The sequence below is a fragment of the Sulfuritalea hydrogenivorans sk43H genome (assembly GCF_000828635.1).
Taxonomy (GTDB): domain Bacteria; phylum Pseudomonadota; class Gammaproteobacteria; order Burkholderiales; family Rhodocyclaceae; genus Sulfuritalea; species Sulfuritalea hydrogenivorans.
In genome coordinates this window covers 1,816,481-1,842,813 of sequence record NZ_AP012547.1, presented here as the reverse complement: position 1 = coordinate 1,842,813, position 26,333 = coordinate 1,816,481, and the positions used below count along the sequence as shown (strand labels likewise).

At 62.0% G+C, this 26,333-nt stretch carries 26 protein-coding genes; 8 read left to right on the top strand and 18 right to left on the bottom strand.

The window, feature by feature from the left end; all coding sequences use genetic code 11:
- Positions 1-7: 7 nt before the first annotated feature.
- The 15 genes from SUTH_RS09010 to SUTH_RS08940 all read right to left on the bottom strand — a co-directional run bounded on the left by SUTH_RS09010 (position 8) and on the right by SUTH_RS08940 (position 16,058).
- Positions 8-808, bottom strand: coding sequence for a Crp/Fnr family transcriptional regulator (locus tag SUTH_RS09010; RefSeq protein ID WP_084207313.1), 801 nt, complete (start codon positions 806-808; stop codon positions 8-10).
- 617 nt (positions 809-1,425) lie between these two features.
- Entirely contained in the window at positions 1,426-2,385 is a 960-nt protein-coding gene (locus tag SUTH_RS09005) for a hypothetical protein (protein ID WP_041098702.1), read from the bottom strand.
- 135 nt (positions 2,386-2,520) lie between these two features.
- Entirely contained in the window at positions 2,521-3,003 is a 483-nt protein-coding gene (locus SUTH_RS09000; protein ID WP_041102038.1) for an FKBP-type peptidyl-prolyl cis-trans isomerase, read from the bottom strand.
- The gene (locus SUTH_RS08995) at positions 2,990-3,484 is read right to left on the bottom strand and encodes a peroxiredoxin (RefSeq protein ID WP_041098700.1); all 495 of its coding nucleotides are present in this window, start codon (positions 3,482-3,484) and stop codon (positions 2,990-2,992) included. The genes SUTH_RS09000 and SUTH_RS08995 overlap by 14 nt, the downstream gene beginning before the upstream one ends.
- 57 nt (positions 3,485-3,541) lie before the next feature.
- Positions 3,542-4,690, bottom strand: coding sequence for a cell division protein ZapE (zapE, locus tag SUTH_RS08990; protein WP_041098698.1), 1,149 nt, complete (start codon positions 4,688-4,690; stop codon positions 3,542-3,544).
- A 55-nt stretch (positions 4,691-4,745) separates the two neighbouring features.
- Positions 4,746-6,173, bottom strand: coding sequence for a dihydrolipoyl dehydrogenase (gene lpdA / locus SUTH_RS08985; protein WP_041098696.1), 1,428 nt, complete (start codon positions 6,171-6,173; stop codon positions 4,746-4,748).
- Positions 6,174-6,183: 10 nt separating this feature from the next.
- Positions 6,184-7,425 (bottom strand): 2-oxoglutarate dehydrogenase complex dihydrolipoyllysine-residue succinyltransferase, encoded by a 1,242-nt coding sequence (odhB, locus tag SUTH_RS08980; RefSeq protein ID WP_041098694.1) that lies wholly within the window; start codon positions 7,423-7,425, stop codon positions 6,184-6,186.
- Between the two features lie 9 nt (positions 7,426-7,434).
- Positions 7,435-10,263 (bottom strand): 2-oxoglutarate dehydrogenase E1 component, encoded by a 2,829-nt coding sequence (locus SUTH_RS08975; RefSeq protein ID WP_197539702.1) that lies wholly within the window; start codon positions 10,261-10,263, stop codon positions 7,435-7,437.
- Positions 10,264-10,330: 67 nt separating this feature from the next.
- Entirely contained in the window at positions 10,331-11,623 is a 1,293-nt protein-coding gene (gene gltA, locus SUTH_RS08970) for a citrate synthase (RefSeq protein WP_041098690.1), read from the bottom strand.
- A 37-nt stretch (positions 11,624-11,660) separates the two neighbouring features.
- Complete coding sequence (locus SUTH_RS08965; protein WP_041098688.1) at positions 11,661-11,930, bottom strand: FAD assembly factor SdhE; 270 nt, start codon at positions 11,928-11,930, stop codon at positions 11,661-11,663.
- A gap of 2 nt (positions 11,931-11,932) precedes the next feature.
- A complete protein-coding gene (locus tag SUTH_RS08960) occupies positions 11,933-12,655 on the bottom strand; it encodes a succinate dehydrogenase iron-sulfur subunit (RefSeq protein WP_041098686.1) in 723 nt (240 codons plus the stop codon).
- Between the two features lie 13 nt (positions 12,656-12,668).
- Positions 12,669-14,456: a succinate dehydrogenase flavoprotein subunit gene (sdhA, locus tag SUTH_RS08955; protein WP_041098684.1), complete on the bottom strand. Its 1,788-nt coding sequence runs from the start codon at positions 14,454-14,456 to the stop codon at positions 12,669-12,671.
- A 2-nt stretch (positions 14,457-14,458) separates the two neighbouring features.
- Positions 14,459-14,803: a succinate dehydrogenase, hydrophobic membrane anchor protein gene (gene sdhD, locus SUTH_RS08950; protein WP_041098682.1), complete on the bottom strand. Its 345-nt coding sequence runs from the start codon at positions 14,801-14,803 to the stop codon at positions 14,459-14,461.
- A 1-nt stretch (position 14,804) separates the two neighbouring features.
- A complete protein-coding gene (gene sdhC / locus SUTH_RS08945) occupies positions 14,805-15,200 on the bottom strand; it encodes a succinate dehydrogenase, cytochrome b556 subunit (RefSeq protein WP_041098680.1) in 396 nt (131 codons plus the stop codon).
- Between the two features lie 90 nt (positions 15,201-15,290).
- Entirely contained in the window at positions 15,291-16,058 is a 768-nt protein-coding gene (locus tag SUTH_RS08940; protein ID WP_052473839.1) for a GntR family transcriptional regulator, read from the bottom strand.
- 223 nt (positions 16,059-16,281) lie between these two features.
- Between SUTH_RS08940 and SUTH_RS08935 the strand changes: the two genes are divergently transcribed.
- The 8 genes from SUTH_RS08935 (at position 16,282) to SUTH_RS08900 (ending at position 23,466) form a co-directional block, all read left to right on the top strand.
- Positions 16,282-17,271, top strand: coding sequence for a malate dehydrogenase (locus SUTH_RS08935; protein WP_041098676.1), 990 nt, complete (start codon positions 16,282-16,284; stop codon positions 17,269-17,271).
- A gap of 34 nt (positions 17,272-17,305) precedes the next feature.
- Positions 17,306-18,343, top strand: a complete 1,038-nt coding sequence (locus tag SUTH_RS08930) for an HpcH/HpaI aldolase/citrate lyase family protein (protein ID WP_041098674.1) — start codon at positions 17,306-17,308, stop codon at positions 18,341-18,343.
- Between the two features lie 21 nt (positions 18,344-18,364).
- Complete coding sequence (gene acnB / locus SUTH_RS08925; RefSeq protein WP_041098672.1) at positions 18,365-20,950, top strand: bifunctional aconitate hydratase 2/2-methylisocitrate dehydratase; 2,586 nt, start codon at positions 18,365-18,367, stop codon at positions 20,948-20,950.
- Between the two features lie 127 nt (positions 20,951-21,077).
- Positions 21,078-21,296: a DUF3820 family protein gene (locus tag SUTH_RS08920; RefSeq protein ID WP_041098670.1), complete on the top strand. Its 219-nt coding sequence runs from the start codon at positions 21,078-21,080 to the stop codon at positions 21,294-21,296.
- A 78-nt stretch (positions 21,297-21,374) separates the two neighbouring features.
- Positions 21,375-21,956 carry an RNA polymerase sigma factor gene (locus tag SUTH_RS08915; RefSeq protein WP_041098668.1) on the top strand — a complete coding sequence of 194 codons (582 nt, stop codon included), beginning with the start codon at positions 21,375-21,377 and terminating at the stop codon, positions 21,954-21,956.
- Positions 21,949-22,407 (top strand): anti-sigma factor family protein, encoded by a 459-nt coding sequence (locus SUTH_RS08910; RefSeq protein WP_041098666.1) that lies wholly within the window; start codon positions 21,949-21,951, stop codon positions 22,405-22,407. Before SUTH_RS08915 ends, SUTH_RS08910 begins: the two co-directional genes overlap by 8 nt.
- A complete protein-coding gene (locus SUTH_RS08905; RefSeq protein ID WP_041098664.1) occupies positions 22,404-22,856 on the top strand; it encodes a periplasmic heavy metal sensor in 453 nt (150 codons plus the stop codon). Before SUTH_RS08910 ends, SUTH_RS08905 begins: the two co-directional genes overlap by 4 nt.
- A gap of 112 nt (positions 22,857-22,968) precedes the next feature.
- Positions 22,969-23,466 (top strand): hypothetical protein, encoded by a 498-nt coding sequence (locus SUTH_RS08900; RefSeq protein ID WP_041098662.1) that lies wholly within the window; start codon positions 22,969-22,971, stop codon positions 23,464-23,466.
- Positions 23,467-23,584: 118 nt separating this feature from the next.
- Here SUTH_RS08900 and SUTH_RS08895 read toward each other — a convergent pair whose 3' ends face one another.
- From SUTH_RS08895 to SUTH_RS08885, 3 genes are all read right to left on the bottom strand, one after another.
- Entirely contained in the window at positions 23,585-23,851 is a 267-nt protein-coding gene (locus SUTH_RS08895; RefSeq protein ID WP_041098660.1) for a diguanylate cyclase domain-containing protein, read from the bottom strand.
- A gap of 88 nt (positions 23,852-23,939) precedes the next feature.
- Complete coding sequence (locus tag SUTH_RS08890) at positions 23,940-24,584, bottom strand: response regulator (protein WP_197539668.1); 645 nt, start codon at positions 24,582-24,584, stop codon at positions 23,940-23,942.
- On the bottom strand, positions 24,584-26,236 hold the full coding sequence (locus tag SUTH_RS08885) for a PAS domain-containing sensor histidine kinase (RefSeq protein ID WP_041098656.1): 1,653 nt from the start codon (positions 26,234-26,236) through the stop codon (positions 24,584-24,586). The genes SUTH_RS08890 and SUTH_RS08885 overlap by 1 nt, the downstream gene beginning before the upstream one ends.
- Positions 26,237-26,333 lie beyond the last annotated feature (97 nt).

The following is a 26,333-nucleotide window of genomic DNA, read 5'->3' as shown; positions in this document are numbered from 1 at the left end:
AACTACTTTACGGTTTGCCAGCTGATTGTTTGATCTTGAGGTCCGTTTCGCCGCGTTCACGGCGCAAGCGGTTGACGACCTGGCTTACCGCGACCCGACTTGCACCGACCATGCGTGCAATCTCGGCGTTGGAGAACAGGCGTTCGGAATTCAGGCCCAGTGAATTGCAGTAGCGATTCAGGGCCTGAACCCGGTCTTCGACCTTGCCCCGCATCAACTCGACCTGCCGGTTGGTATCGACCAAACGCTGTGCGATTTTGCGCGCCACCGCTATTGCAAACGGCGGGTGGACTTGCATGCTGGAGAGGAAATCCGCGCAAGGAATGGAAACAATCTCGCAGGGTGTCAATGCCACAATCGAGGCTGAGCGTCCGCATTCGAGCAGCGCACCCAGCTCGCCGATGATGTCGCCGGCGCCAACCAGGGCTACCACGACTTGAGGGCGCGATCGCGAACGCATTTCCTGCTGTCCGGCCGCTTGCGCCACATCTGTGAAGCCGCCACCCCGGAGGATCTTGACGCAGCCGGAAACGACAAAATAGACCGAACACGGGGCCTCATTCTGGCGCGTGATTTCCATACCCGGTTGGTACTGCCCCCAATCGGCAACGGCAACGATCTTCTTCAGCAGGCTCTCGGGACAATCCGCCAGCAGAGGCACGGTGCGCAGGGTGGTCGACGTTGGCTGCGGCCGAGTCTCTTCCTTCGCCTTGGCCTTTGCGGCAACACGCGTGCTCGCCTTGGCAACAAGGTGAGTTTGTCGGCCGTCGTCCAACCCGCCGGAGTTATGTCGCCGATTACTGCTCATGCTTTATGCGGACTTGGTCATTCAAGAATTTCACAAGTGCTGCATAGCCGAGCATGGCTGGCGACGTCAGCTGCTGTTGTAGGGTGGATCGAGCACTATGGGCAAGTATAGCCAAGCTTCATTGTTCCATCAGCGGTCTGCACCTGATTCGGCATTAGGTTGCCAAGCGACTTTGGGTTGTTGCGGGGGCATCCCCCCCCCTCCCCAACCTTCTTGACATTATTGCCCTGATGCCTCTTTCTCGACCTGTGACGCCCTTGAGGACACGGGCCGATTCGTTCCCTCAACTTCCACAACGAGCCCCATCGCCAAGTCGCCGCGATTAATCAGCGCTTCATATCGGCGATTGCACGATATGAAGTCGTCGGCTATCGGCGTTTGCACGACGTTTGGTCCTTTTGTTGGTCCGAGTAGCGGCCTATCCTCACCCCTGCCTGCAACCCAGCGCAAGGAAACCTTCCTATCTATAACGTGCCCGAAGAGTAGTCGGCGCCATGCATCTGTGAAGGTGCGCAAACGGAGAACTCGCGAATGCCTACCCGGAATAAATTCGCTCGATGAATGCCCATTGCCGCATGACGGTCCAAGCACTTCTTCGACTGTTTGGCCAAAGTTCTTTAGTCCGTATGGCCCGTGAAGGGCTTCGGCTGCCGCCGCAACTGGTCGACGTCGCCGCTGTCGAGCAGCGCTTTCAGGTAGCTGATGTTGCGTTGGATGGCTTCTTCCCAGGGATCGGCACCCGCCATGTGCGCACGCAGATAGCGTCGCGCTCCCTGAAACTCTTCATCCAGCCGTTTTTGAAGGAAATGCTCAACGAATGCAGGTGTTTTTTCCAGCAAGGTTTGCCGGTCCGGATACGGACTGTCCGGTTTCCCGGCCAGGCCAAAGGCACTGAACTCCAGAAACAGGAAGTCACGACACTTTTCCAGATAGCAGCGATCGGAAATCTGACTGACCAGATCGGACGTGGCGATCATGCTGGCGAGAAGTCGTTCGTCGGCAGTCCAAGTGTCAGGGATGGTAAAGACCAACTTGGTTGCCATAATCAATTTCGACTTGCTGACCAAAGGGCTCAGCGTCGTATTCGGCAGATAAGCCTGCATGAATTCGACTGTTCGTTCTTCGTGGACTGGCGTCAGTTCCGGTCCCCAGAGGTCCGCCTCGTTGTCGCGCCGAAGCAAGCCGATGTCGTGGAACAGAGCCAGCAGGATGCCTAGCAGGGCGTGGTCCGCGTCGATGCCGGCGGGACTGCCCGGAGCATGACTGCCGCCATAGCCGTCAATCAGTCGCGTCATCGTCAACGCGGTTTCCAGAGAGTGCCGCAGGTCGTGATACAGGGTATCGCAGCGCAGCAAGCCAGGATAGTCGCCGCGATAGGCACGCAATACGTCGGCCATGGCGGAACGGAGAAGATCCGCATCGTAGCGGCCGGAGTATTGACGGTCGAGAATCGAACATATTGCTGCCTCGACCGCGGTGGAATCCTCCAGGTCAACCTGACCGGTCGGATCAAGCCGAGCCAAGCGTTCGAACGATTGATCTGGATGAGGCTGAAGCACGTTGCGGACCTTCAACATTAAAGGTTGCGAAATTAACAGATTCAGGTTTAAACCTCATTGATTCTTTCGTAGTGCCGCAACATTTTTCTTCGGCGGCCGGGCAGAAAAAAGAGGGAGCCAAGCTCCCTCTTTTTCGCGGCATATCAGCGGGGCTCAGTGATGATGTCCGTGTTCGCCATGCGGATGTCCATGCGAAACCTCTTCGGGGCTGGCGGCGCGTACTTCCGCCACGGTGCAGGAAAACAGTAATGCGATTCCGGCCAGGGGATGATTGCCGTCGACCACGACCTTGTCGTCGGCGATGTCGGTGATAGTAAATAAAGCGTCGTCGTCCTCGCCGTCCTCGCTGCCGCGCTCGAACTGCATGCCGACTTCGATGTTCTCCGGGAACAACTGGCGCGACTCGATGGCGACGAGTTCGGCATCGTATTCGCCGAAAGCATCTTCGGGTTCGAGCTTGACTTCGAGGGCATCGCCCACGTCCTTGCCCTGAAGCGCTTCTTCAATGCGGTCAAAAATGCCGCCGTAACCGCCATGCAGATAAACCAGCGGTGCCGTGCCTTCGTCGATGGACGTGCCTTCGGTATCCTTGACGCTGTATTTGAGGGTGACGACGGTATTCCTAGCGATGAGCATGTTGCCTTCCTTTGCCATTGAGGCCTTTTACCAGTTGATAGACCTCGGCGGCATGCCCTTTCGGTTGCACATCGTAGAGGGCGTGACGCACTATGCCTTCCTTGTCGACGACGAAGGTCGAGCGTATTACACAGAGCTTCTTGTGGCCGTCCCGTTCGCGAAACTGGGACACGCCGAATTTACGGCAAACCTCGCCTTCCTCGTCCGACAGCAGCCGTATCGACAGGCCATGCTTGTCGCGGAAATCCGCATGCGACAGGCAGTCGTCGCGCGATACGCCGAGGATGACACAATCATGCTTGGCGAACTCGTTCTCGTGGTCCGAAAAATCCGTCGCTTCAAGAGTGCAGTATGGCGTCCCGTCGCGCGGGTAGAAAAACAGTACTGCGTTTTGGCGGCCGCGCAGCGAACCGAAATCGAACCATTCCATGTCCGCGTCGGGCAGCGAAAACGCCGGCGCCTTTTCTCCTTGATGCAGCATTCGGTTCTCCTTCCGCGGCGAACTCGGTTCATTCTAACCGAGTCTGCGGGGAAGGAATCAAGTACCGCCGCCCTCCTCTTCGATCGCCAGAAAATCCTCGCGGCGATGCGGGCTGGCAAGGTATTCGAGCGAACGCATTTCGATCAGGCGGCTGACGGTGCGCTTGAATTCGCCGGCCTGCACGCCCTGGCTGTAGAGCTCTTCCGCCGGACACGCGGCACTGATGATCAGCTTGACGCGATGATCGTAGAGGACGTCGACCAGCCAGGTGAAACGCCGCGCTTCGCTCGCCATGTCGGCGCCCATCTTCGGCACTTTGGAGAGGAACAGGGTGTGGTGCCGGTTGGCCAGCCAGAGGTAGTCATTCTGCGAGCGCGGCCCCCCGCACAGCGTGGCGAAATCGAACCAGATGACACCGGGGGCGCGGTGCACCACCGGCAAGCGGCGCCCCAGCACCTCGACGGGTTTGGTGTGTCCTCCACCGCCGGCGATGGTGTGGAAAGTATGTTCGATGGTGCTATCGGCAGCCGCGTCTTCGGCCACCAGATACACCTGGGCTTGCTGCAGGGCGCGCAGACGATAGTCGATGCCGGCGTCGATCTCGATCACGTCGAGCTTCTGCTTCAGCAGGGCTATGGTCGGCAGGAACAACTCGCGCTGGAGGCCGTTCGGATACAGGCCTTCCGGCGGATAGTTGGAGGTGATGCAGAACACCACGCCGGCGTCGAACAGGGCCTGCATCAAACGGCCCAGCATCATGGCATCGGCGATGTCGGAAACGTGGAATTCGTCGAAGCACATCAGGCGCGTTTCGCGGGCGATGCGCGCGGCGACCTTGAGCAGTGGATCGGCTTCGTTGCGATGCGCCTGCAGGGATTCGTGCACCTCGCGCATGAAGGCGTGGAAATGCACACGACGCTTGCGTTCGTAGGGCACCGCCGCGAAAAAGCAATCCATCAGGAAGCTCTTGCCGCGCCCTACCCCGCCCCAGAACCAGACGCCGCGCGGCAACTCGGGATGTACCAGCAGCTTTCTGAGCCGCCCGCGCCGCGCCGCCTTCAACGCCAGCAGGTCGTCGTAGAACTTCTGCAGGCGCTGCGCCGCAATCAATTGTGCAGGATCGGCTTCAATGCCGCGCCCGGCCAGCGCGGCATTGAAGCCTTCGATCATGCCGTCCTTGGGAACGTTGAGGATTTTGTGGGGCATCAATAAGAAAGGCGGCCGGGCTGGCCCGACCGCCCTGAAGTGACGAGTTGCAGGATCAGAAGTGAAGCGCGCGCTTGTCCACCGCCAGCGAGGCTTCGTGCATGGCTTCCGACAGCGTCGGATGGGCGTGGCAGATGCGCGCAAGGTCTTCCGAGGCGGCGTTGAACTCCATCGCCACCACGGCTTCGGCGATCAGTTCGGAGGCGTTGTTGCCGATCACGTGGACACCCAGGATTCGGTCCGTCTTCGCGCAGGCCAGCATCTTGACGAAGCCGGTGGTGTCGCCCTGCCCCAGCGCGCGGCCATTGGCAGCGAAGGGAATCTGGCCGCTGCGGTATTCGACGCCTTCGTTCTTCAACTGCTGCTCGGTCTTGCCGACCCAGGCAATTTCCGGATGGGTGTAGATGACCCAGGGCACGGTATCGAGATTGACGTGTCCCTTCTGGCCGGCGATGCACTCGGCCACCATGACGCCCTCTTCCATACTCTTGTGCGCCAGCATCGGGCCGGGCACGACGTCGCCCACCGCCCAGACGTTGGGCAGGTTGGTACGGCAGTTCTTGTCCACGGCTATGTAGCCGCGCGGATTGATGCTCAGACCGACGTTCTCGGCGCCGAGGCCTTCGGTGTGCGGTACGCGGCCGACCGACACTATCAGGCGATCGCACTGCAGGGTCCGCGTTTCATCGCCCAGTTCGTAGTCGACCGTGACACCCTTCTTGCCGGTTTCGACCTTGGTGATCTTGACGCCGAGCTGGATGTCGAGTCCCTGCTTCTGGGTGAAGGTCTTCCAGGCTTCCTTGGCCACGGCCTGATCGGCGGCGGCCAGGAAATCCGGCAGGGCTTCGAGGATGGTCACTTCGGAACCAAGACGCTTCCAGACCGAGCCGAGTTCCAGGCCGATGACGCCGGCGCCGATCACGCCGAGGCGCTTCGGCACCGAATCGAACTGCAATGCGCCGACGTTGTCGCAGATCACCTTGTTGTCGACCGGAATGCCGGGCAGATGGCGCGCCCTGGAGCCGGTAGCAACGATGACGTGGGTCGCTTCGACCCGCTCGCCATTGACATCGATGATCCAGCGTTCGTTTTCCTGGCTGACAAACTTGCCGTGGCCGGGCAGCAGCGTAACCTTGTTCTTCTTGAACAGGCCCTTGATGCCGCTGGTGAGCTGGCCGACGATGTTGTCCTTGCGCTTGATCATGGTCGCCACGTCCATCTTCACGCCGGAGGTGGAAATGCCGTGCATGACGAAGGAATGATTGGCCTGTTCGTACAGCTCCGAGGATTGCAGCAGCGCCTTGGACGGAATGCAGCCCACGTTGAGGCAGGTGCCGCCGAGACGCACCTCGCCCTTCGGGTCGGCGTAGGACTCGGACTCGATGCAGGCCGTGGACAAACCCAGTTGCGCGGCGCGAATCGCCGCGACATAGCCGCCGGGGCCGCCGCCGATCACCACTACGTCGAATTGCTTGTTTGCCATTTCAGGTTCCTCAGACGTCGAGCAGCAGGCGCGCCGGGTCTTCTAGCGCTTCCTTCATCGTGACCAGGCCCAGCACCGCCTCGCGACCGTCGATGATGCGATGGTCGTAGGACAGCGCGAGATAGTTGATCGGGCGGATCACGATCTGGCCGTTCTCGACCACGGCGCGATCCTTGGTCGCATGCACGCCAAGGATGGCGGACTGCGGCGGATTGATGATCGGCGTCGACAGCATGGAACCGAACACGCCGCCGTTGGAAATCGAGAAAGTGCCGCCGCTGAGATCTTCCAGCGAGAGCTTGCCATCCTTCGCCTTGGCGCCGAACTCGGCGATCTTCTTTTCGATCTGGGCCAGGCTCATCTGGTCGGCATCGCGCAGGATCGGCACCACCAGGCCGCGCGGGCTGCCCACGGCGATGCCGATGTCGAAGTAGCCGTGATAGACGATGTCGTTGCCGTCGACCGAGGCGTTGATCACCGGGTACTTCTTCAGCGCGGCGACCGCGGCCTTGACGAAGAAGGACATGAAGCCGAGCTTGACGCCGTGTTCCTTCTCGAACTTGTCCTGGTATTTCTTGCGCATTTCCATCACCGGCGCCATGTTGACCTCGTTGAAGGTGGTCAGGATGGCGTTGGTGGCCTGCGATTGCAGCAGGCGTTCGGCGACGCGGGCGCGCAGGCGGGACATCGGGACACGCTGTTCGGGGCGGTCGGCGACGATGGCGTCGGCACTGACGACGTTGGGTTGCGGCAGCGAAGGCCGGGCGGCGAGAGTCGGCGCTGGCGACACGGCGGCTGGAGCCGCAGCCGGGACGCTCTTCGTGCCGCCGGCGACGTCCTCCTTGAGGATGCGGCCGCCACGGCCGCTTCCCTGCACGTCGGATGCGGCAAGGCCCTTCTCGTCCATGATCTTGCGCGCGGCCGGCATCGCCGTCGCGGTTGCCGCCGGAGCGGTCGCGGCCGCAGCCTTCGCCGCCGGTTTGGCGGCGGCGGGAGCGGCAACCGCGCCCTTGGCTTCGGTATCCAGATGCGCGATGACTTCGCCGGAGGCCACGGATTCGCCATTGGTCTTGATGATCTTGACGATCACGCCGCTGTCGGGCGCCGGCAGCTCGAGAACCACCTTGTCGGTTTCGATGTCGATCAGGTTCTGGTCGCGGGTGACGGCGTCACCCTCCTTGACGTGCCAGGCCGCCAAGGTGGCCTCGGCGACTGACTCCGAGAGTTGGGGAACTTTGACTTCGATCAGCATGATTTGGTTTTACTCCTTGATGCCCAGAGCGGCATTGACGACTTCTTTTTGCTGGAGGGTGTGCTTGGCTGCATAACCGACGGCTGGGGAAGCCGACGCCGGACGCGCGACCACGTTGAGGGTCTGCCCCTTCTTGATGAGCTCCGACAAGCGGTGATGCTTGGCATACCAGGCGCCCTGATTCAGCGGCTCTTCCTGGCACCAGATCAGTTCCTTGAGGTTCGGATACTTCTTCATTTCGTCGGCCAGCTTGCGGTCGTCGAAGGGGTAGAGCTGCTCGACACGCACCAGGACGACGTTATCGATCTTCTTCTCGCGCCGCGCTGCCAGCAGGTCGAAATAGATCTTGCCGGCGCAGGTGATCATGCGCGTGACCTTCTTCGCGTCTACCTTCTCGGTTTCGCCGATGATGGTCTGGAAAGTGCCGTTGGCCAGTTCGTCGATGGAACTGGTGGCGTCCTTGTGGCGCAGCAAGGATTTCGGCGTCATGACGATGAGCGGCTTGCGCTGCTTGCGCAGCATCTGCCGGCGCAGCAGGTGGTAGATCTGCGCCGCGTTGGACGGCACGCAGACTTCCCAGTTGAACTCGGCCGACAACTGCATGTAGCGTTCGAGGCGCGCGGAGGAGTGCTCCGGGCCCTGACCTTCGTAGCCGTGCGGCAGCAGCAGCACCAGTCCGCAACCGCGGCCCCACTTGGCCTCACCGGACGACAGGAACTGGTCGATGACGACCTGGGCGCCGTTGGCGAAGTCGCCGAACTGGGCTTCCCAGACCACCATTTCGTTCGGCGCCGCCGTGGCGAAGCCGTATTCGAAAGCCAGCACCGCCTCTTCGGACAACACCGAGTCGAAGCACATGAAGCGCCCCTGGTTCTCTTGAATGTGCTGAAGCGGCCAATAGGTGCCGACATCCCACTTCTCGCGGTTCTGGTCGTGCAGCGCCGCGTGGCGATGGAAGAAGGTGCCGCGGCCGACGTCCTCGCCGGAAACGCGAATGTTGTAGCCGGCGGCCACCAGGGTTGCATAGGCCAGGTTCTCGCCCATGCCCCAGTCGACCGGCAGCTTGCCCTCGCCCATCGCCTTGCGGTCGTCGATGATCTTCTGCACGCGCGAATGCAGCGTGAAGTTGGCCGGAATGTCGGTCAGGCGCTTGGACATGCGCTGCAACTCGGTCTTCGATACCGTGGTGTCGCACTTCTCGGTATAGGGGACGTCGATGAAGGGCGTCCAGTCGATGGAGAACTTGCTGTGGTAGTCGCTGATCACGGGGTCGATCAGATGCCGCCCCTCATCCAGCGCGGCGCGGTAATCCTTGATCATCTGGTCGGCGTCGTTGGGGCCGAGCACACCCTGCGCCGCCAGCTTGTCCGCATACAGCTTGCGGGTGCCGGGATGCTGGGCAATGGTCTTGTACATCAGGGGCTGCGTCACCATCGGCTCATCCTGCTCGTTGTGGCCGAGCTTGCGGAAACAGATGATGTCGATCACCACGTCCTTCTTGAACTCCTGGCGGAACTCCATGGCGATCTGTGTCACCAGCGCCACGGCTTCCGGATCGTCGCCATTGACGTGGAAAATCGGTGCTTCGACCATCTTGAAGATGTCGGTGCAGTACAGCGAGGAACGGTAGTCGCGCAGGTCGGAGGTGGTGAAGCCGATCTGGTTGTTGACCACGATATGCACGGTACCGCCGGTGCCGTAGCCGCGTGTCTGGGAGAAATTGAGCATCTCCTGGTTCACGCCCTGGCCGGCCACGGCTGCATCGCCATGGATCAGCACCGGCAGTGCCTGCAGCTTGCCCTCGGGGCCGCGACGCACCTGGCACGCATAGACCGAGCCGGCAACGACCGGATTGACGATTTCGAGGTGCGACGGGTTGAACGCCAGTGTCAAATGCACCGGACCGCCCGGCGTACCGACATCGGACGAATAACCCATGTGGTACTTGACGTCGCCGGCCGAGAGGGCCTGCTTCTTCTTGCCTTCGAATTCGTCGAACAGCATCGAGGGCTGCTTGCCCAGCGTATTGACCAGCACGTTGAGGCGGCCGCGGTGGGCCATGCCGATGACCATTTCCTGGACGCCGACCGTGCCGGCGGTGCGAATCAGTTGATCCATGGCCAGAATCAGCGCTTCGCCGCCTTCGAGCGAGAAACGCTTCTGACCGACATACTTGGTGTGCAGGTAGCGTTCCAGCGTCTCGGCATGCGTCAACTGCACCAGGAAACGCTTCTTTTCTTCCGGGGAATAGGCCGGCGTTGCGCGCAGCGGTTCCAGTTTGCTTTGCAGCCAGCGCTTCTGTCCAACATCCGACAAATACATGAACTCGGCGCCGATGGTGCCGCAGAAAGTCTGCCGGCAGGCCTCGAGTATCTCTCTGAGCGTGGCGTTGTCGGGTACCGCGGCGAAGGAACCCGTCTGGAACACCTGGCCCAGGTCGGCTTCTGTGAAGCCGTAGTGGGAGGGCTCGAGCTCGGGGATCGCGGGGCGCTCGCTGCGCTTCAACGGATCAAGTTGCGCCCAGCGATTGCCAAGGAAGCGATAGGCGTTGATCAGTTGCAGAACCTTGACCTGCTTGGCATCCGACTGCGTCGTGGCATGCGCCGAGGCTTGCAGGGTGCCATCCTTGGCACGCTGGGCAAACGACGTGATCACCGGATAGTGGGCCACATCCGGCCCGGTGTAGTTGCCCGCGCCCGGCAGGGTGCCGAGCTTGTCGAAGTAATCGCGCCAGGCCGGCTCGACGGACGCCGGGTTGGAGAGATAGGCGTCATACAGCGCTTCGATGTACGGCGTATTGGTGCCGAACAGATACGAGTTGGCCAGCATCTGCTTCATCATTGCATCACCTGATCCTGAATTGGACAAAAGAAGAGGGACAGCCTCCGCCGTCCCTCAAAACGACTCAGCGCTGAGCCAGCGGCGCGACGTTGCGGCGGGCGGCGCCGGTGTACAGCTGGCGCGGACGGCCGATCTTGTATTCGGGATCGGTGATCATTTCTTCCCACTGCGTCATCCAGCCCACGGTACGGGCCAGCGCGAAAATGCAGGTGAACATCGACGTCGGGATGCCCAGCGCCTTCTGCACGATGCCGGAATAGAAATCGACGTTCGGATAGAGCTTCTTCTCGACAAAGTAGGGGTCTTCCAGCGCGATCTTTTCCAGTTCCTTGGCCAGCTTGAACAGGCGGTCGTTCTCCAGGCCCAGTTCGCCCAATACGTCGGCGCAGACCTTGCCCATCAGCTTGGCGCGCGGGTCGAAATTCTTGTACACGCGATGGCCGAAGCCCATCAGCTTGAAGCTGTCGTTCTTGTCCTTGGCTCGCTTGATGTACTCGCCGACGCGCGAAACGTCGCCGATCTCTTCGAGCATTTCGAGGCAGGCCTCGTTGGCGCCGCCGTGGGCCGGGCCCCACAGGCAGGCGATGCCGGCCGAGATGCAGGCGAAGGGGTTGGCGCCCGACGAACCAGCCAGACGGACGGTGGACGTCGAGGCGTTCTGTTCGTGGTCGGCATGCAGCGTGAAAATGGTATCCAGAGCATGCACCAGGACCGGATTCGGCTTGTACTCCTCGCAGGGCGTGCCGAACATCATGTGCATGAAGTTGGCGGTGTAGTCGAGGTCATTGCGCGGATACATGAAGGGCTGGCCGGTGTTGTACTTGTAGGCCATGGCAACGATGGTCGGCAACTTGGCGACCAGGCGATTGAAGGAGATGCTGCGATCCTCGGGATCGGCGAAATCAGTGACATCGTGATAGAAGGCTGAAAGCGCACCGACGACACCGACCATTACCGCCATCGGGTGCGCATCGCGGCGGAACCCCTGATAGAGCCGCACCAGTTGCTCGTGCACCATCGTGTGCTTCTTGATCGTGGTCTCGAAATTGGATTTTTGCGTGGCGTTCGGCAGCTCGCCGTTCTTCAGCAGCCAGGCGACTTCGAGGAAGTTGCAGTTTTCCGCGAGTTGCTCGATCGGATAGCCGCGATACAACAGTTCACCCTTGTCACCATCGATGAAGGTGACCTTGGACTGGCAACTGGCCGTCGAGAGGAAGCCGGAGTCATAGGTGAACAACCCCGTTTTGGCGCCAAGCGTGCGGATGTCGATGACATCATTGCCGTGAACTCCCGTCATTACCGGGAACTCCACCGTCTTGCCGTCTATGGTCAGGCTTGCTGTGCGATTCGTGCTCATGGTCAGATCCTCATTCAGGTCCGTTGAAATGCCGCTGTTACTCAAAATTGGCTATCGGTGAAACTTCCCGCAGCCGCTCAATCATTGCTGCCTGTTGCAGATCGCCGGTGACTTCCCTGCCGCTCACCAACGCCCACAGATCGTGGTCTTCCAGTTCCAGCAGACTTTCCAGCGCTGCTTCGCCCTGCGCATCCAGATCGTCGCTGTGACGTTCCCAGAAGCGCTCAAACACCAGATCCAGTTCCAGCAAAGCGCGCCGGCAATGCCATTTCAGGCGATTGATGCGCGCCTTGCGATCTTCATCCATCGTCAGACGGCCCGTCTGACCATCATTTCCTTGATTTTGCCGATCGCCTTGGTCGGGTTCAGTCCCTTCGGGCACACATCGACGCAATTCATGATGGTGTGGCAACGGAACAGGCGATAGGGGTCTTCAAGGTTGTCGAGGCGCTCGCTGGTGGCTTGGTCGCGCGTGTCGGCGATGAAGCGATAGGCGGCCAGCAGGCCGGCCGGGCCGACGAACTTGTCCGGGTTCCACCAGAATGACGGGCAGGAGGTGGAACAGCAGGCGCACAGGATGCACTCGTAGAGGCCGTTCAGTTCTTCGCGGTCCTCCGGCGACTGCAGGCGCTCGCGCTCGGGCGGCGGATCGTTGTTGATCAGGTAGGGCTTGATCGAGTTGTACTGCTTGAAGAACTGCGTCATGTCCACGATCAGGTCGCGGATCACCGGGAGGCCCGGCAGCGGGCGCAGCACGATCGGTTTGCCCTCGGGGAAACTGTCCATCGCGGTAAGGCAGGCCAGGCCGTTCTTGCCGTTGATGTTCATCGCGTCGGAACCGCAGACGCCTTCTCGGCAGGAACGGCGGAAGGAGATCGAATCGTCCTTGGCCTTGAGCTTGACCATGGCATCGAGCAACTTGCGGTCGGTCGAATCAATCTCGACCGAGATGTCCTGCATGTAGGGCTTGGCGTCCTGATCCGGATCGTAGCGATAGATCTTGAATTGGACGGTACGGGTGGCGTTCGTCATCGTCTGTTCCTTGTCAGTAGGCGCGCTTCTTGAGCTCAATGGTGTCGACAGTCAGCGGAGTGAGCTTCACGGCCTTGTAGTCCAGTCGATTGTCTTCCTTGTACCAGAAGGTGTGCTTGAGCCAGTTCTGGTCGTCCCGTCCATCCGGACGCTCCGGCGTATCCGGCGCATCATCGCGAACGTGGGCGCCGCGCGATTCCTTGCGCGCCTCGGCCGAGATCATGGTGGCCACCGCCACTTCGATCAGGTTGTCGAGTTCAAGCGCCTCGATGCGCGCGGTGTTGAAGATCTTCGACTTGTCCTTGATCTCGGTGCGCTGAACATCCTTCTGCACTTCGAGAATCTTTTCCACGCCCTCTTTCAGCAGGCCGCTGAAGCGGAACACGCCGGCATGCTTCTGCATGCTGCGCTGCATGGCCAGTCGCGTGTCGTGCACGCTGGCGCCGTCCTTCTGATGGTTGAGGCGATCGAGGCGCGCCAGGGTCTTGTCGATGCACTCCTGCGGCAGCGGCTTGTGCGCCTTGACGCTCTTCTGCAGATCGCTGACGGCCGTTTCGCCGGCCGACTTGCCGAACACCAGCAGGTCGAGCAGCGAGTTGGTACCCAGGCGGTTGGCGCCGTGGACCGACGCACAGGCGCATTCGCCGGCGGCGTAGAAGCCCGACACGATCTCGCTCATCGAGCGCTTGCCGGGTACCACGACCTGGCCGTGGTAGTTGGTGGGAATGCCGCCCATCTGGTAATGGCAGGTCGGCACCACCGGGATCGGCTCCTTGAGGCAATCGACGCCGGCGAACTGGATGCCGATTTCGTGAATGCCGGGCAGGCGCTTCATGATGGTTTCGGGCGGCAGGTGCGTGATGTCGAGCAACACGAAATCCTTGCTCGGGCCGCAGCCGCGGCCTTCGTTGATTTCGGTGGTCATCGCGCGCGAGACGACGTCGCGCGAGGCCAGGTCCTTGGCGTTGGGAGCATAACGCTCCATGAAGCGCTCGCCGGCCGAGTTGCGCAGGATGCCGCCTTCGCCGCGCACGCCTTCGGTGATCAGCACCCCGGCGCCGGCGACGCCGGTCGGGTGGAATTGCCAGAACTCCATGTCTTCCAGCGGAATCCCAGCACGCGCTGCCATGCCCAGGCCATCGCCGGTATTGATGAAGGCGTTGGTCGAGGAATAGTAGATGCGCCCCGCTCCACCGGTGGCGAAGATGGTGGCCTTGGCGTGGAAGACCACGATCTCGCCGGTCTCCATGTCCATGGCGGTGACGCCCAGCACTTCGCCCTCGGCATCGCGCACCAGATCGAGCGCCTGCCATTCGACGAAGAATTGCGTATTGACCTTGACGTTGCGCTGGTACATCGCATGCAGCATGGCGTGACCGGTGCGGTCGGCCGCGGCGCAGGAGCGGCGCACCGGCTTTTCGCCGAAGTTCGACATGTGGCCGCCGAAGGGGCGCTGGTAGATCTTGCCGTTGTCGAGGCGATCGAAAGGCATGCCGTAGTGCTCGAGTTCGACCACGACTTCGTTGGCCTTGCGGCACATGAATTCGATCGCGTCCTGGTCGCCGAGCCAGTCGGAACCCTTGACGGTGTCGTACATGTGCCAGTGCCAGTTGTCTTCCTCGGAATTGCCCAGGCTGGCGGCGACACCACCCTGCGCCGCGACGGTGTGCGAACGGGTCGGGAAAACCTTGGTCAGCACGGCGGTCTTGAAGCCGGCCTCTGACAGTTGAATCGCGGCGCGCAGGCCGGCGCCGCCGGCGCCGACGATGACCGCATCGAATTTGCGAACGGTGTAATTCACTATCACAGTCTCCAGATGATCTGAACTGCCCAGCCGGCATAGCCGACCAGGGCGAGCAGCGTCAGCACGTGCAGGATGACGCGGACCGCCGCGGAATTGAGGTAGTCCATCCAGATGTCCCTCACGCCGACCCAGGCGTGGTAGCAGAGGCTGATGATGAACAGGAAGGTGATGTAGCGGATGAAGCCATTCGCCATGAAGGCACGCCAGGCTTCGCGGGAAGCGGTGACGCCGCCCAGTGTCGCCGCGAACATGATGACCGTATAGAGCGCCATGACGACGCCGGTGACGCGTTGCGCCAGCCAGTCCATGAGCCCGTAATGGGCACCAACAACCAGTCGCTTCATGTCAGTAGGCTCCCAGCAGCTTGAGGCCGAAGATCAGGGTCAGCGCAAGGCTGACGACCATCACGGCAACGGCGGAGTTGTGGGCCTGCTGTTTTTCCACGCCGACGTGAATGTCGATCAGCAGGATGCGGATGCCCATGCAGAAGTGGTGCAGGAACGCCCACAGCAGACCCAGCAGGACCAGCTTGACCAGCAGGTTGCCGGTCACGGCCTTGAACAGATCGGCGCTTTCCTGCGTAGAACCAAGCGAGAGTTGCAGGATCCAGATCAGCAAGGGCAGCATGAGAAACAGGCCGGCACCGCTGACGCGGTGCAATATCGATGCAAACCCGGCCAGGGGCAGCCGAATTTCGTGCAGCGCCAGATATTTCGGACGCTGTTTGGTTATCTCTGGCATAAGAAGATATCTCCGTTTTTGATGCGCCGCACTATAAGACAAACAGCATCATGTTGAAAACAAATTTTATACGCAACACTAGAACACACCCTAGCCAAGTTCGTTGAAATAGCAATGCTCGTTGGTCGAATAAAGACCGCGCCGCCACTCGACGGGTTTGTCGCCGTAAGAGAAACTGACGCGCTCGACAGACAGCAAGGGGCTGCCCTCAGCCACACGCAATAACTCGGCACTGGCGCGGTCTGCGGGGACGGCGCGCAAGCGCTCTTCGGCCCGAATCATGCGGATGCCGAAGCGGTTCTCGAAAAAGCTGTAGAGCGATCCCTGGTAGTCGCGCAGCATCTCCAGCGTCACGGTGCCGAAAATGCTGCCGGGCAGATAGATTTCGTCGACCACCACAGGTTTGCCGGCAAATTGCAACAGGCGACGAACGATGTTGATCGGATCGCCGATATTCAGTTCGAGCATGCGCGCCACTTCCGGGCCGGCTTTGGCGCGCCAGCATTCAAGCGGGACGCTCTGGGCCTGCTCGATGCCTCCGGACAATGGCACCAGACGCAAAAAACGAAAGAAGGCGCGCGGGTCGTCATGAGAAGCGACGAAAGTCCCCTTGCCTTGCCGCCGGATCAGCAGATTCTCCGCCGCCATTTCGTCGATGGCCTTGCGCACCGTGCCCTGGCTGACGTTGAAACGGGTTGCAAGTTCGGATTCGCTGGGAATGGCCTCGCCCGGACGCCATTCGCCGGATTCGAGCCGCTGCAGAAGCAGGCTCTTGATTTGACGATACAAGGGACTGAAGGTCGGCGAAGACGCCGCCCCGGAGGAAACCCCTTTGAGAGAATCAATAGAATCCGGCATGACCGGCATTTGACCACAATTTCCACGCCTCGTCCACACCATATCTTATGTCTTATATAAGACATTTGACAGATATTGACACAGCGCAGCACAGGAATTAAGATTCGCCCCAACGATCACGTCGCATCAGGCGTAAAGTCTCTGCCTCGCAGTACGCTGTCCGATCCGCCCGCTTTCTTGCAGTCTTGTCCAATCGATTCAAATTGATACAGGAGTTCTACAAATGGCAAAAGCCCCCGTTCGTGTTGCAGTGACCGGCGCCGCCGGGCAAATCGGATACGCCCTGGTGTTTCGCATCGCCGCCGGTGAAATGCTTGGAAAGGATCAACCCGTGATCCTGCAAATGCTCGAACTGCCGATGGAAAAGGCACAGGCCGCCTTGAAGGGCGTCATGATGGAACTTGACGACTGCGCCTTCCCGACACTGGCCGGCATGGTCGGTACCGATGATCCCAAGGTCGCCTTCAAGGACGCCGACTACGCCCTGCTGGTCGGCGCCAAGCCGCGCGGCCCGGGGATGGAACGCAAGGACCTGCTGATGGAAAACGCCAAGATATTCATCGAGCAGGGTAAGGCGCTGAACGATGTCGCTTCGCGCAATGTCAAAGTTCTGGTGGTCGGCAATCCCGCCAACACCAACGCCTACATCGCCATGAAATCCGCTCCCAGCCTGCCGTCGAAAAACTTCACCGCCATGCTGCGCCTGGACCACAACCGCGCCGTGTCGCAACTCGCCACCCGCACCGGCAAGGCCGTGACCGACATCGAGAAGATGATCGTCTGGGGCAACCACTCGCCCACCATGTATCCCGATGTCCGCTTCTGCACCGTCGCCGGCACCGCCGCACCGGCCGCGATCGGCGACGAAGCCTGGTACAGGAACGAGTACATCCCCACCGTCGGCAAGCGTGGCGCCGCCATCATCGCCGCGCGTGGCGCATCGTCCGCTGCTTCCGCCGCCAACGCCGCGATCGACCACATGCGCGACTGGGCGCTGGGCACCAAGGGCAAATGGGTCACCATGGGCGTGCCCTCCGACGGCAGCTACGGCATCCCGAAGGACATCATCTACGGCGTCCCGGTCACTACCGAAGCTGGCGAATACAAGCGCGTCGAAGGCCTGGCCATCGACGACTACTCGCGCACCATGATGGACAAGACCCTGGCCGAGTTGCAGGAAGAGCAAGCCGGCGTCGCCAGCCTCCTCGGCTGATGACAGACGGCGGGATGAAGCGGAGCGCACGGAAGTGAACCCGCCGCTTCATCCTGCCGCCGTCCTGTACAAAAGCGTTAAGGCCTTTCCGGCGCTCGCCGCCTGCGAGCACTATGCGGGCTCCGAAAAAACCATCCGCAAGGCCCTGCAGTTGCAAAGCGAACTGCTGGCCGACGAGCGGCCGATCTTCGACGTCACCGCCGATTGCGAAGATGGCGCGGCCGCCGGACACGAGGCCGAACACGCCGGCATGGTGGCCGAGCTGCTGATGGATGCTTCCAATCGCCACCACCGGCTGGGGGCGCGCATCCACGATGTTGGCCATCCGCACTGGCGCGAGGATTTGCAGATCATTGTCGGTCATGCCGGGCAGCGGGTGGCTTACATCGTCCTGCCCAAGGTCGCCAGCGCGGACGACGCGCTGACGCAAATCGTAGCCCTCGACGAAGTTCGCACGCTCTACAACATCGAGCGCGAGATTCCGGTCCATGTCCTGATCGAAACTCCCGGCGCGCTGCACGAAGTCTGGCAGATCGCCGCCCTGCCCCGTGTCGAATCGATCGACTTCGGCCTGATGGATTTCGTCAGCGCGCACCACGGCGCGATTCCCGGCAGCGCGATGCGCTCGCCCGGCCAGTTCTCGCATCCGCTGATTGCGCGTGCCAAGTGCGACATCGCCGCGGCCGCGCTGGGCAACGGTGTGATTCCTGCCCACAACGTGACCACCGAGCTCAACGATCCCGACGTGGTTCGCGAGGACGCTCGCCGGGCGAGGAACGAGTTCGGCTTCCTGCGCATGTGGAGCATCCACCCGCGCCAGATCCAGCCCATCGTCGAGGCCATGCGTCCCGACTTTGCCGAAGTGACCGAAGCCGCCGGCATCCTGCTCGCCGCGCAAAATGCCGGCTGGGGGCCGATTGCCTGGGAAGGCAAACTGCACGACCGGGCTTCCTATCGCTACTACTGGGAGTTGTTGCGCCGGGCCCACGCCACCGGCGCGGCGCTGCCGCCCGAGGCTCGACAGAGCTTCTTCAATACTGCCGCACAAGACCCATCCATCGTTTCCCACTGATCCCAACAAGAGGAACTCATCATGCTTGAAGCCTATCGCCAACACGTCGCCGAACGCGCCAGCCTTGGCATTCCGCCGCTGCCGCTGACCAAGCAGCAGACCGAAGAACTGATGGCGCTGCTGAAGAACCCGCCCAAGGGCGAAGAGGCCTTCCTGGTCGACCTGATCACCTACCGCGTGCCGGCCGGTGTCGATGACGCGGCCAAGGTCAAGGCCGAGTTCCTCGCAGGAGTCGGCGCCGGCAAGACGGCGTGCGCGCTGATCTCGCGCGAAAAGGCCACCGAACTGCTCGGCACCATGGTCGGCGGCTACAACGTGAAGCCGCTGATCGACATGCTCGACGACGCCGTGGTCGGCGCCACGGCCGCCAAGGCGCTGAAATCCACGCTGCTGATGTTCGACTTCTTCCACGATGTCGCGGAAAAAGCCAAGGCCGGCAGCGCCAATGCCAAAGCGGTCATGCAGTCCTGGGCCGATGCCGAGTGGTTCACCGAGCGTCCGGAAGTACCGCAATCGCTGAAGGTCACGATTTTCAAGGTCACCGGCGAAACCAATACCGACGACCTCTCGCCCGCCCCCGACGCCTGGAGCCGCCCCGACATCCCGCTGCACGGCCTGGCCATGCTGAAGAACCCGCGCCCCGGCATCGAGGCCGACAAGGCCGGCGAACGCGGCCCGATCAAGCAGCTCGACGCGCTCAAGGCCAAGGGCAACCTGGTCGCCTACGTCGGCGACGTGGTCGGCACCGGCTCCTCGCGCAAGTCCGCGACCAATTCCGTGCTGTGGTTCACCGGCGAGGACATTCCCTTCGTCCCCAACAAGCGTTTCGGCGGCGTGTGTCTGGGCACCAAGATCGCGCCGATTTTCTACAACACCATGGAAGATGCCGGCGCCCTGCCGATCGAGCTCGACGTCGAGCAGATGAACATGGGCGACGAAGTCGAGCTGCGTCCCTATGAAGGCAAGGCACTGAAGAACGGCGTCGTGATCTCCGAGTTCAAGGTCAAGTCCGATGTCATTTTCGACGAAGTGCGCGCCGGCGGCCGCATCAACCTGATCATCGGCCGCGGCCTCACCACCAAGGCCCGCGAGTTCCTCGGCCTGCCAGTGTCGACGCTGTTCCGCCTGCCGCAGGCGCCGAAGGATTCCGGCAAGGGCTATTCGCTGGCACAGAAGATGGTCGGCCGCGCTTGCGGCATGCCGGAAGGCAAGGGCATCCGCCCGGGCACCTACTGCGAACCCAAGATGACCTCGGTCGGCAGCCAGGACACCACCGGCCCGATGACCCGCGACGAACTGAAAGACCTCGCCTGCCTCGGCTTCTCGGCCGACCTGGTGATGCAGTCCTTCTGCCACACCGCCGCCTACCCGAAGCTGGTGGACGTCAAGACCCACCGCACCCTGCCCTCCTTCATCACCGCGCGCGGCGGCATCTCGCTGCGTCCCGGCGACGGCGTGATCCACTCCTGGTTGAACCGCCTGCTGCTGCCTGACACCGTCGGCACCGGCGGCGACAGCCACACCCGCTTCCCGATCGGCATTTCCTTCCCGGCCGGCTCCGGCCTGGTCGCCTTTGCCGCCGCCACCGGCGTGATGCCGCTGGACATGCCGGAATCCGTACTGGTGCGCTTCAAGGGCAAGTTGCAGCCCGGCATCACGCTGCGCGATCTGGTCAACGCGATTCCGCTCTACGCCATCAAGGCCGGCCTGCTGACCGTGGCCAAGCAGGGCAAGAAGAACATCTTTTCGGGCCGCATCCTCGAAATCGAAGGCCTGCCCGACCTCAAGGTGGAACAGGCATTCGAGCTCACCGACGCCTCCGCCGAGCGCTCGGCTGCCGGCTGCACCGTGCGCCTGAACAAGGAGCCGATCGTCGAGTACATGCGCTCCAACATCACGCTGATGAAGTGGATGATCGCCGAGGGCTACGACGACAAGCGGGCGCTGGGCCGCCGCGTCAAGGCCATGGAAGCCTGGATCGCCAATGGCACCCTGCTCGCTCCCGACGCGGATGCCGAGTACGCTGCCGTGATCGAGATCGACCTGGCCGACGTCAAGGAGCCGATCCTGGCCTGCCCCAACGACCCGGACGACGTCAAGATTCTTTCGGAAGTCGCCGGTGAGAAGATCGACGAAGTGTTCATCGGCTCCTGCATGACCAACATCGGCCACTTCCGCGCTGCCGGCAAGGTGCTCGAAGGCAAGACCGACATCCCGACGCGGCTGTGGATCGCGCCGCCGACCAAGATGGACGCCATGATCCTCAACGAAGAGGGCTACTACGCCATCCTCGGCAAGTCCGGCGCGCGCATGGAAATGCCCGGCTGCTCGCTGTGCATGGGCAACCAGGCGCAGATCCGGAAGGGCAGCACGGCGGTGTCGACCTCGACCCGCAACTTCCCCAACCGCCTGGGCATCGACACCCGCGTCTATCTGAGTTCCGCCGAACTCGCGGCGGTGACGGCGCTGATGGGCAAGATCCCGACCGTGGCCGAGTACATGGAGCAGGTCAAGTCGCTCGAAGCCAAGGCCGGCGACGTGTATCGCTACATGAACTTCGACCAGATCGCCGAGTTCAAGGAGCTGGCGGATACGGTCACGGTGTAAGCATCGCAATCGGCGCGCATTCGCCGTAGCGCCGGCGCCGACTCCCGAAATCGCCTCCGCGGAGCAATCCCCGGAGGCGATTTCTTTGGGACAATCCGGTTCGTCCCCATCACGCCGCCCGGTCCGAATGCACGCCGAAGATCTGCAACTGCTCGTCACCCGCGAAATGCCCTTCGGCAAGCACAAGGGGCGGCTGATCGCCGACCTGCCCGGCAACTACCTCGCCTGGTTTGCCCGCGAGGGCTTTCCGCCAGGGGAAATCGGCCGCCTGCTGGCGCTGATGCACGAGATCGATCACAACGGGCTGAGCGACCTGTTGACGCCGCTGCGCACCGCCAGGTCGTGATGGCGAGAAAGTGCCGAAGGAACTTTTTCCCGGCCCGTTCGTTGAAGGCATATGGCGGATACGGCGCGGATGACCTGAATGGCGGATGACGCGGAAAGCCGGATCATCGCGCAGGCGCAGACGGGCGACCATCGCGCCTTCGCCGCATTGGTCCGCCAGCATCAGGATCGTGTGTTCCGCTTCATCCTGCGGCTGGTCGGCACGCGCGAGGACGCCATGGATCTCACTCAGGAGACGTTCATGAAAGCCCATCAGGCCCTGCCCGACTGGCGGCCGGAGGCGCAATTCCGCACCTGGCTGTTCCGCATCGCGCACAACGCCACGCTCGACGTGCTGCGCCGTCGGCAAAGCATCGAATTCGTCTCCGTCTCCGATCTTGCCGGAGAAGACGAGGACTTCGCCCTGCCCGACCCGGCGCCGCAGCCTGACCAGCGGCTGGACGACAGGCAGCGCATCGGCCTGCTCGAACGCACGCTGCGGGAGCTCCCGTTCGAGCATCGCGAAATCCTGCTGCTGCGCGAAGTGGAAGACATGTCCTATGCCGAAATCGCCGCCACGCTGAACATTGCCGAGGGCACCGTCAAATCCCGCATTGCGCGTGCCCGCAGCGCCGCCATTGCCGGCTACCAACGCCATTCCGGAGAGAACCGCGATGACTGAACACGCCCCCGACCTGCCCGAACTGTCCGCCTATCTCGACGGCGAACTCGATGCCGCCGCAAAGCAGCGCGTCGCCACCCATCTCGCCGCATGCCCGCGCTGCACCGCCAGCCTCGCCCAACTGCAGGCGCTCTCCGCCGACTTCAGGGTGCTGCCCGGGGACAGCCTCGGCTTCGATCTCGCGGGGGTGATCGAAGGCCGCCTTGCCGGCGCGCCACGCCGCCCGACTGAACGCGGCGAACGCCGCGAACGCGACTGGTGGCTGCGCCTGCCGGTGGCCGTCGGTGCCGCCGCATCGATTGCGGCAGGCGTGTTCATGGGCTCGGCACTGGTCAGCGGAGGGGGCGCGACAGCGCCGCGCATGACGGCGATGCGCGTCTTCGACACCATGCCGCCGGGCAACCTGTGCATCGGCCTCGAATCCTGCTACGTCAAGGGAAGCCTCAAATGAAACCCATCCTGCTGCGCACCGCACTCGCTCTCTCGCTGCTGATCAACCTCGGCGTTATCGGTGCCGTGGCCTACCGGGCGGCGGCACCGTCCGCGCCACCGCCCGGCGAAACCCTGCCGCGCCACCTGCAACTGAGCGCGGAACAACTGCACCGCTGGCACGAATCCGAGGCGGGCTTCCTCAAGCAGATCGGCGCCGGGGCGAATCAAATCCGAGTACACCGCGACCGCATGATCCACGCCATCTTTGCCGACACGCCCGACCAGAAACTGATCGACAGCGAACGTACCGCCATCGCGCGCCTGCAGGACGAGCAGCAGAAGCTGGTGATCGCGCAACTGCTGCGCGAGCGCGAACTGCTGCAGCCGGTGCAGCGCGAACGGCTCGCCCAACTGCTGCTGGCGCAGCCCGTCGGGCCGACGACCATCGAGCAATTGCATCGCGACTGATCCGCCGGGTGATGGAACATTTCCATCCGCCATCCGTTCAAGCCAGTGAAGCCTTTACCTCGACGCACAGGGCGCGAGGGCGGGCATCGCTCAATTGAATGGAGATCACCAGATGAAACGGAATATTTCGAACGTGCTGAGCGCGATCCTTGTCGCAGCCGGTCTTTCCTTCGCTGCCGCCGGTCACGCTGCACCGGCCCACAAGCATGACGCGCACGCCGACCACGGCGCGCCGGCAACGCTGCAACTCAATGCCGGAAAGAAATGGGGAACCGACGAAGCATTGCGCAAATCAATGGCAAACATCCGCCAGGCGGTCGCGGGCTCCCTGCACGAGATTCACGAAAATCGCCTGAAGCCCGCCGCTTACGGCGCACTGGCAAGCAAGGTCGAAGGTGAAGTCGCCAACATCGTGGCCAACTGCAAGCTGGAACCGAAGGCCGACGAACAGTTGCATCTGGTCGTCGCCGAGCTGATGGCGGGCGCCGAACAGATGGCCGGCAAGGTCAAGAAGGCCAAGCGCCAGGACGGCGCCGTCAAGGTGATCGGTGCGCTCGAAAAATACGCCACCTACTTCGACGACCTCAACTTCAAACCGATCGAGCACTGATTACTTCGGGGAATCAGGAATGCGGCTTCCGGGGCGCCGTACCGCAGGCGCCGACTCTCGAAGCCCATGAAGACAGCCTTGCAAAGATGATTTCCGAGGCTGTCTTTCTGTCTTCAACTCAAACTGGGCGGGCCGACTCGAAGAAAATCATGGTATTGCGGCCCGCCGATTTCGACTGATACATCGCCAGGTCCGCCTGCTTCAGCAGCTCGTCGATCCCCGTCTGCTGATCGGAAAAAAGCGTAATGCCGATGCTGGGGATGCAGTAGTGTTGCTTTCCCGGCAGCTCGTAGAGCCTGTTGAGCGCCGCGAGGATTTTCCTGCCGACGGTTTCGGCCTGCCGCCTGGCCTCGACCGCATCTTCGCTCAGATCGATGAGCACCATCACGAATACCCGCGAACGGGTATTTGAGCTACCGACTTGCCGGTATTTTCGGGCGACCCGCAGGGAGAAACCCTACTGTCAGAAAGGATCAGGGCAGGATCAGCCCCGTGCGAATGGCATATTTGGTGAGCTCGACCACATTGTGCAACTGAAGCTTCCGCATCAGGTTGCGGCGGTGCACATCGACCGTGCTCGGCGATATGTGCAATTGCTCCGCGATGCGCGGCGCCGTCTTGCCTTCGGCCAGCAAGGTCGCCACCTGCAGTTCGCGCCGCGACAGCGGGTTTTCGTCGGGGTCCATGGCTTGCGTGTGGCGGCTGCGCAGGCTGTCGGTCACCAGGGCGGTAACCTGCGGACAGAGATAGCTGCATCCACCCATCAGGCTGAGAATCCCCTGCTTGAGTTCGGAACCGGCGGCCGACTTGACGATATAGCCGCGGGCGCCGACATCCAGCATTTGTTGAATAATCCGGCGATCGAGATAGGTGGACAGTGCCAGTACCTTTATCTCCGGATGCATGGCCAGCAGGCGCCGCGTGGTCTCGATCCCCGATTGTCCGGGCAAGGCGACATCCATCACCACGATGTCGGGCGCCAGCTGGTCTGCCAGCCGCAACGCATCCTCCCCGTTGCCGGCTTCGCCCACCACCCGCATGTCCTTGTCCTGCTCCAGCACCGTGCGCAAGGCTTCCCGCACCATCGTATGGTCATCGACAAGAACAATGCGAATCATCACGACACTCCTTTCAAATCATTGCGGCACGGCACGCGCAGGTTGATCGTGGTGCCGTTTCCCGGACTGCTGTCGACCTCCATGGCGCCGCCCAGATTGACAATCCGTTCATAGATCGAACTCAGGCCGAAACTGCGCTGCCCGCTCAAGGGGCCGCCGTGAGCGTTCCGGTCAAAACCGCAGCCGTCATCGCTCACGCACAGGATCAACTCGCCCTCGTCACACATGACGGAAACCCGGGCACGATGAACCTTGGCATGCTTGGCGACGTTGATCAGCAATTCCCGGGTTGCCCGATACAACACTGCCTCCAGTTCCGGACCGAGCCCGGACTCGCAAGCGCTGCCGTCGACTTCGACCGAAATGCCGTACACGCGTTCGATCTCGTCGCCCAGCCATTCCAGGGCCGGCATCAGGCCGAGCCGATGCAGGATGGGCGGACTCAGCTCCAGGGTGATCGACCGTGCCGACTGCTCGGCCTGGTCCACCAGAGCCACCACCTTGTCGATCTCCGGCTGGAGCTCATTGCCGGCCAGCGAAGTCAGCTTGATCTTGATCACCGCCAGCAACTGGCCGAGGTTGTCGTGCAGGTCCTGCGCCAGCATGCGCCGCTCGCGTTCTTCCGTCACCGTCAATTGCGCCGCGAGCCTGCGCAAGCGCAGTGTTCGCTCCTCGACCGTCGCCTCCAGGCTGGCGGCCATTTCACGCAGCTGCCCCTCGACTTTCTTGTTCCTGCTGATATCCACCATGATGCCGCGCAGCCAGCGCGGCGCGCCGTTCTCTGCCACGACCGTAACAATGTCGTGAAGCCAGACGACGCGACCGTCCTCGGCGATCAATCGATATTCAAAGTCATGCGGCACCATCTGCCGGGTGAAGCTGGCACAGTACTCGGGCACCCAGGCCTTGTCGTCGGGGTGCAGATGTTCCACCCAGAAGCCCGGCTTCAGCCAATCTTCGATGGGATGGCCCAGCAGGCGCTCCGCCTGCCGGCTGACGAAAGAGAAGTCGAAGCTCGTCGCGTCGGCCTCCCACACGATGCCTTCGGTGGTATTGACGATGTCAAGAAACCGCTGCTGCGAAGCCTTCAGCGCGTCATCGGCCTGCTTGCGCTCGGATATGTCCGTCAGCGCCACGCGCAGCACCGGCGCATGTTCCTCCCTTGTCAGGCGCACACTGGACACCAGCACATCAACCCGCGCACCGTCCGGACGCACCAGTTCCAGTTCGCACCGCAGCTTCGATTGATTGTGCAGAGTATTGGTGAAATGCTGGTGCCAGCGATCACGATGCTCGGGAGCCACCGACGGGCTGAACCGGCTGCGGACCAGTTTCGACCGCGCCGCCCCGAGTATTTCGGCGCCGGCCAGATTGAGTTCGGTGATCAGCCCCTGCTCGTTGAGCGTGAGATAGCCGACGGGTGCAAAGTCGTAAAAGTCGACATAGCGGTCACGGGATTCCTCGAGTGCGATCTGGGACTGGCGCAGTGTCTCGTTCTGCATCTCCAGTTCGATTTGGTGCACCTGAAGTTCGTGCAGCAGTTCAGCGTCGGTACGTCCCGTTCCGCCCCTACCCGGAAACTGGCCAAGACGCGCCTCCGCCTCACGCCTCAATTCGGCGGCGGTTTTCTGTAGCGCCCGCTCCTTCTTCATCCCCCATCCCCCTGACCCGCGTCGGTTGACCGAGTCAGCCTATCGCATTTCAGGCCTCCACCGCCAATCAAAATCAATGCGATCAATCATGCACGAG

What these genes read in the sequence shown, in the direction of transcription:
- SUTH_RS09010 (WP_084207313.1), bottom strand. Translation starts at nt 808, where the DNA reads ATGAGCAGTAATCGGCGACATAACTCCGGCGGGTTGGACGACGGCCGA.
- SUTH_RS09005 (WP_041098702.1), bottom strand. Translation starts at nt 2,385, where the DNA reads ATGTTGAAGGTCCGCAACGTGCTTCAGCCTCATCCAGATCAATCGTTC.
- SUTH_RS09000 (WP_041102038.1), bottom strand. Translation starts at nt 3,003, where the DNA reads ATGCTCATCGCTAGGAATACCGTCGTCACCCTCAAATACAGCGTCAAG.
- SUTH_RS08995 (WP_041098700.1), bottom strand. Translation starts at nt 3,484, where the DNA reads ATGCTGCATCAAGGAGAAAAGGCGCCGGCGTTTTCGCTGCCCGACGCG.
- zapE (WP_041098698.1), bottom strand. Translation starts at nt 4,690, where the DNA reads ATGCCCCACAAAATCCTCAACGTTCCCAAGGACGGCATGATCGAAGGC.
- lpdA (WP_041098696.1), bottom strand. Translation starts at nt 6,173, where the DNA reads ATGGCAAACAAGCAATTCGACGTAGTGGTGATCGGCGGCGGCCCCGGC.
- odhB (WP_041098694.1), bottom strand. Translation starts at nt 7,425, where the DNA reads ATGCTGATCGAAGTCAAAGTTCCCCAACTCTCGGAGTCAGTCGCCGAG.
- SUTH_RS08975 (WP_197539702.1), bottom strand. Translation starts at nt 10,263, where the DNA reads ATGAAGCAGATGCTGGCCAACTCGTATCTGTTCGGCACCAATACGCCG.
- gltA (WP_041098690.1), bottom strand. Translation starts at nt 11,623, where the DNA reads ATGAGCACGAATCGCACAGCAAGCCTGACCATAGACGGCAAGACGGTG.
- SUTH_RS08965 (WP_041098688.1), bottom strand. Translation starts at nt 11,930, where the DNA reads ATGGATGAAGATCGCAAGGCGCGCATCAATCGCCTGAAATGGCATTGC.
- SUTH_RS08960 (WP_041098686.1), bottom strand. Translation starts at nt 12,655, where the DNA reads ATGACGAACGCCACCCGTACCGTCCAATTCAAGATCTATCGCTACGAT.
- sdhD (WP_041098682.1), bottom strand. Translation starts at nt 14,803, where the DNA reads ATGAAGCGACTGGTTGTTGGTGCCCATTACGGGCTCATGGACTGGCTG.
- sdhC (WP_041098680.1), bottom strand. Translation starts at nt 15,200, where the DNA reads ATGCCAGAGATAACCAAACAGCGTCCGAAATATCTGGCGCTGCACGAA.
- SUTH_RS08940 (WP_052473839.1), bottom strand. Translation starts at nt 16,058, where the DNA reads ATGCCGGATTCTATTGATTCTCTCAAAGGGGTTTCCTCCGGGGCGGCG.
- SUTH_RS08935 (WP_041098676.1), top strand. Translation starts at nt 16,282, where the DNA reads ATGGCAAAAGCCCCCGTTCGTGTTGCAGTGACCGGCGCCGCCGGGCAA.
- acnB (WP_041098672.1), top strand. Translation starts at nt 18,365, where the DNA reads ATGCTTGAAGCCTATCGCCAACACGTCGCCGAACGCGCCAGCCTTGGC.
- SUTH_RS08920 (WP_041098670.1), top strand. Translation starts at nt 21,078, where the DNA reads ATGCACGCCGAAGATCTGCAACTGCTCGTCACCCGCGAAATGCCCTTC.
- SUTH_RS08915 (WP_041098668.1), top strand. Translation starts at nt 21,375, where the DNA reads ATGGCGGATGACGCGGAAAGCCGGATCATCGCGCAGGCGCAGACGGGC.
- SUTH_RS08910 (WP_041098666.1), top strand. Translation starts at nt 21,949, where the DNA reads ATGACTGAACACGCCCCCGACCTGCCCGAACTGTCCGCCTATCTCGAC.
- SUTH_RS08905 (WP_041098664.1), top strand. Translation starts at nt 22,404, where the DNA reads ATGAAACCCATCCTGCTGCGCACCGCACTCGCTCTCTCGCTGCTGATC.
- SUTH_RS08900 (WP_041098662.1), top strand. Translation starts at nt 22,969, where the DNA reads ATGAAACGGAATATTTCGAACGTGCTGAGCGCGATCCTTGTCGCAGCC.
- SUTH_RS08895 (WP_041098660.1), bottom strand. Translation starts at nt 23,851, where the DNA reads ATGGTGCTCATCGATCTGAGCGAAGATGCGGTCGAGGCCAGGCGGCAG.
- SUTH_RS08890 (WP_197539668.1), bottom strand. Translation starts at nt 24,584, where the DNA reads ATGATTCGCATTGTTCTTGTCGATGACCATACGATGGTGCGGGAAGCC.
- SUTH_RS08885 (WP_041098656.1), bottom strand. Translation starts at nt 26,236, where the DNA reads ATGAAGAAGGAGCGGGCGCTACAGAAAACCGCCGCCGAATTGAGGCGT.